Source organism: Corynebacterium sp. HMSC055A01, assembly GCF_001809405.1.
Taxonomy (GTDB): domain Bacteria; phylum Actinomycetota; class Actinomycetes; order Mycobacteriales; family Mycobacteriaceae; genus Corynebacterium; species Corynebacterium hesseae.
Genome location: NZ_KV797581.1, coordinates 76,346 through 80,037, shown reverse-complemented (window position 1 = coordinate 80,037; position 3,692 = coordinate 76,346). Strand labels below are relative to the sequence as shown.

The following is a 3,692-nucleotide window of genomic DNA, read 5'->3' as shown; positions in this document are numbered from 1 at the left end:
CGACCAGAACGACTCGGCCATCGCGTTATCAAAGCACACCCCGGTACGCCCGACGGACTGGGCAATGCCCAGGCCGCGGCAGACATCCCAGAGCTGCTCGCTGGTAAACTGTGCCCCACGGTCAGCGTGAAACACCAGGCCATCAGGAACCTCACCGCGTAGCGTATACGCCATCCGCAGGGCCCGCTCGACCAGGGAAGCATCTTGCACACTATCCATAGCCCAGCCCAGCACTCGGCGGGAATGACCATCACGGACCGCACACAAGTACAACCAGCCTTCACCGGTGCGCAGGTAGGTAATATCCGACATCCACACCCGATTGAGCTCACCTGCATCAAACATGCGCTTAACCAGGTCAGGAAGCCTGGACTTACGCTTGGACTGAATCGTGGTCACCGGGACGAAGGCCCGCGGTGAAATCCCCTCAATGCCCATCAGGCGCATCCGCTTAGCCACGGTCTTCCGGTTGAGCGCAATGCCGTAGCGCTCAGCCAGTTCTGCGGTAATGCGCGGTGCACCGTAGACCTGATCAGAGTCAGCCCAAATCTGGTGGATCTTGCAGTCAACATCGTCATAAAACGCTGCCCGATCATCGTGACCTAAGAGTCGTTGCTGCTGGGTATGGAACCATTTGTAGTAGCCGGACCGTGACACCTTCAACAAGCGTGCCATACGTTTGATGCTGTAGTTTGCCTTCTCTCGCCGCATTAGTTCGAACTTTTCTGTTCGCGTTGCTTCGCGGCGAAGAAGGCTGTCGCTTTTGACAAAAACTCGTTGTCCATCCGAGCTTCTGCCAGCTCCCGGCGCAAGCGCGCATTCTCGGCCCGAAGATCCGCCGCGCTCATCCCATCGGCAGCGCCTCGGCGCTCCCGCTCATTTTTGACCCACTTGCCCAAAAGCCCCGGGGCGACACCGATCTCTCGGGCCACATGAGCGGTCGGGCGCTGCGACTCAATCACGAGATTCGCGGCTTCACGCCGATACTCCGGCGTGTACTTCTTGCGTTGTTGACTCACAATGAACATCCTCTCCTACGGACACAACATCCGTACAAGTTGGGTGTCCACTAAACGAGGGTAACCTCACTCCTGGATGTTGTGGCAACGGGCCTTGTTCGAGTTATGACCAACCACAAGCTATTCCACAAACCACTAACCGCCCAGCAAGCACTGACTGCACTCAATACCATTTTAGCGGCCCCAAACGGGCACTCTTTTGAGCTCCAGCCCAGGGACCTGGACAACCTTCACTGAACTGGTGCGCTTGCACAAGCTTAAAGCCAGCGACATCCCTGATGCCTGGATAGCCGCGTCCGTAATAGAAGAAGAAGCAACCTTACTGAGCCAAGATCAGGGCTTTGCCCGCTTCCGAGAGCTGCGCTGGCACCCGCTTCTAGAATGACAACAACAAACGCAGATCCCGAGCCACCGGTGAACGATGACTAGGGTTCTATAAGTTGAAGCAGCGAAATCAAGCAATCAATAAACCGACAAGCCCTCGACTAAAGCGACAAAATTAACGCACTCTAAAACTTCTCGATGTTAGGACAAGGACTAGTATTGAGGCATCTGCCGATGGCGCTACGTCCGCCGACTAACAAAATACACTCGGCAACAACCAACACCGTCCAAATCCGACTCGTCGCTAGCGCAGGAAGTCGTTGAGCAGATTCCGCCTCCTCTTTTGCGTAGCAGCTGCAACTAGTCGTTAGATAAAGCGGAAAATCTCCTAGCAAACAGGCTGTGTAATTTAACCATTTCCTTTACACTCATTAGAAGAAGAGTCTTCAGAGAGTTTTTCCTCCAGGAAAGAAAGCGGCGTGATAGTAGTATCCCCTTTCCCATTGCCGCCTTCAATGAGGGCCACCAATTCTCCTGCAGGATTATAGACAGGGGCGCCTGAATCCCCAGGTTTTGAAGTCATTTGAGCCTTTAGAGTTCGCGCCTGATATTCTCTCCCATTGATGGAAAATGCCTCACAATATAAGTTCTTGTCGTTGACAACCCCATCAATTCTCCCTCCGAGAAAGGTTTTTGCAAAAATAGCTGAAGGTATTTCGATACTTTTATCACTAATTTTATCAGCCCGAAGAACGTAATCTACCGGAGGATCAAGAAGTATTTCTGAAACATCTATCCCTTGGTTACTCCACAAGTAGTTTTCACCAATACTTCCAATACGCCTACCTTTCGAATACACTTCATCCGCACTTTCACCACAATGACCGGCAGTCAAGGCCCGCTGCTGGGAAATGATAGTCACAGAACACGTCACCGCCCCTCGGGGAGGACCCACCTGCACCTCATCTCCACTTTCAATATATGAAAGAGGATCGAAATTCCTCTGTTGAGCAGTAGATATTGATGAAGCCGTGGCCCCAAAAGATACGCTAGCCAGAAAGAAAAGAGCTAGCCTGCCTACTATAGAAATAGTATTTTGTTTCATAACTTAATAAATAATCAATCTAAAACAGAGGCAGGCCCGCTAAAATACCCACCTCTGCTCAGATATTTACTTCTTCCCAGATGGAACAAACACAAGGAAAATGACCAAAATTGCTAGAGCAATCGTGACCCCATACGGCCACTGAAGTTGAGCGGAAAGCATCATCAATAAAACGCCCACAGTGGCCAATATCTTTTTCCACATATTTTACTCTCCAGAACCATTTCTATTCTTGCCAGGCGGCAGATTCTCTTGGACTGTTATCTGAACAATGCAGAAACATCCATATGGCAAAATTCCAATTACCTTTCCCTAAACCCCTTTCTGTTTAGAGGAAGGATAATTTATTGAAAACCAACCCGCTGAGGATATGCATTATGTGTGAAAGCGCCAGCCACAATCGAACCAATGCCATAGTCTGCATACATACCACCGGGCGCAAGACCAGCAATAGCCCCTCCAGTAGCTAGGATTTTGGAAAGAACTGGCTCGGGAATCCAGACTCCAGCGATTGTGACACCGCCACCCACCCGGTTAATCGTCGTTTTAGACAGTAGCACCCTCACATAAGTCCCATGGAATTCAATTCCATTCCGACCCTCTTGAAAGTATGGATCAATGTCATCATCATCAGCGCTCGAAATCTTCGGCCCTTTTTCCCAGAAAGTTATCGAGTCTCCCGCCACCTTCATCTCAAGGTTACTATCAGCCTTGGCCTCGCTGATCCTTTCGTTCTGAGTCTCTACTTCATTTTTGATTTCTTGCAGTTCCTTTTGCGAAAGAGCGCTTTCTGCCTCTCTAGCAATCGCGAATTGGTCTCCCTGAAGGAAAACATAGGAATCTGCTTTTTCCGCAACTTCTGAGGAAACAGAAGACTGAGAGGCATTATTCTGAGTCGACTCAGCGAGGTCAGTCTCAGTACCGGCACTAGCATTGACTGGTGCAAAAACTGTTGCTGCCGCAACCAGCACCACTAAACGCGTAGATTTCTTGAGACGATACATGTCCATAATCCTTTCTAGAAAAGATGGCTGAAAATCGGACACCCCTAGAGTTACATCCAGTAGGGATAATTGGAAGCAAAAGATGTAAAATGTAGACTATTGTATAAACTTCCTCAAGATTTGTTGCGAGGGCGCACAAGAAGGCATATAATCCCTCCCCTTCCCCGCAAACCCTAGTCTTTTGAGACTCGGGTTAACCAGCGCCCCAAAGACTGGTGGTGGGCGCTCATTGTCATCAAG

Annotated in this window: 4 protein-coding genes; all 4 read right to left on the bottom strand. The window is 50.1% G+C overall.

The genetic code is table 11. The features are described 5' to 3' along the window. The coding region (locus tag HMPREF2604_RS06645) for an IS3 family transposase (RefSeq protein WP_070564198.1) at positions 1-711 on the bottom strand (711 nt) is incomplete at its 3' end. Continuing rightward, positions 711-1,019 (bottom strand): transposase, encoded by a 309-nt coding sequence (locus HMPREF2604_RS06640; RefSeq protein ID WP_246818388.1) that lies wholly within the window; start codon positions 1,017-1,019, stop codon positions 711-713. The genes HMPREF2604_RS06640 and HMPREF2604_RS06645, both read right to left, overlap by 1 nt. 733 nt (positions 1,020-1,752) lie before the next feature. Further along, a complete protein-coding gene (locus HMPREF2604_RS13935) occupies positions 1,753-2,448 on the bottom strand; it encodes a chymotrypsin family serine protease (protein ID WP_141745871.1) in 696 nt (231 codons plus the stop codon). 344 nt (positions 2,449-2,792) lie between these two features. After that, the gene (locus tag HMPREF2604_RS06635) at positions 2,793-3,452 is read right to left on the bottom strand and encodes a hypothetical protein (RefSeq protein WP_070510733.1); all 660 of its coding nucleotides are present in this window, start codon (positions 3,450-3,452) and stop codon (positions 2,793-2,795) included. Positions 3,453-3,692 lie beyond the last annotated feature (240 nt).

Bases quoted from the DNA above. Each gene is read 5' to 3' on its own strand.
- HMPREF2604_RS13935 (WP_141745871.1), bottom strand. From the start codon at position 2,448: ATGAAACAAAATACTATTTCTATAGTAGGCAGGCTAGCTCTTTTCTTT.
- HMPREF2604_RS06635 (WP_070510733.1), bottom strand. From the start codon at position 3,452: ATGTATCGTCTCAAGAAATCTACGCGTTTAGTGGTGCTGGTTGCGGCA.